This window comes from Amycolatopsis sp. 505 (assembly GCF_031625235.1).
Lineage (GTDB): Bacteria > Actinomycetota > Actinomycetes > Mycobacteriales > Pseudonocardiaceae > Amycolatopsis.
The window spans coordinates 1-285 of the sequence record NZ_JACKQP010000045.1 but is presented as its reverse complement, the minus strand read 5'-3'; the positions used below and the strand labels follow the sequence as shown (position 1 = coordinate 285).

The window sequence follows — 285 nt, the reverse complement described above, 5'->3', positions numbered from 1 at the left end:
TCCAGCGCCGCCATCACGTCGGCGAGCATGCTCATCCCTCGGTGGGGTTGTAGTTGACGATCCGCGCCACCATCAGGGCGCGCGCCCCGGCCAGGGGGCTGTCCGCGTCCCGCCGCGCGACGTCCGGCAGCCGGTGGGCCTGGTCCGCGGTGACCGCCACCATGCCCCAGAGCGCGTTGAAGCCCGACGGGTCGGCCGGCTTCTCCGCGGCGGACTCGACGGTCACGACGCCGTCCCCGCCGGCCACCGCCTGCGCGCCCATCTGCCGCAGCACCACGGGATCCC

At 75.4% G+C, this 285-nt stretch carries 1 pseudogene; it reads right to left on the bottom strand.

Annotated features, from left to right (window positions below):
• Positions 1-31: 31 nt before the first annotated feature.
• Positions 32-285 (bottom strand): annotated as a pseudogene (locus H5965_RS46070) (hypothetical protein); the annotation flags it as partial.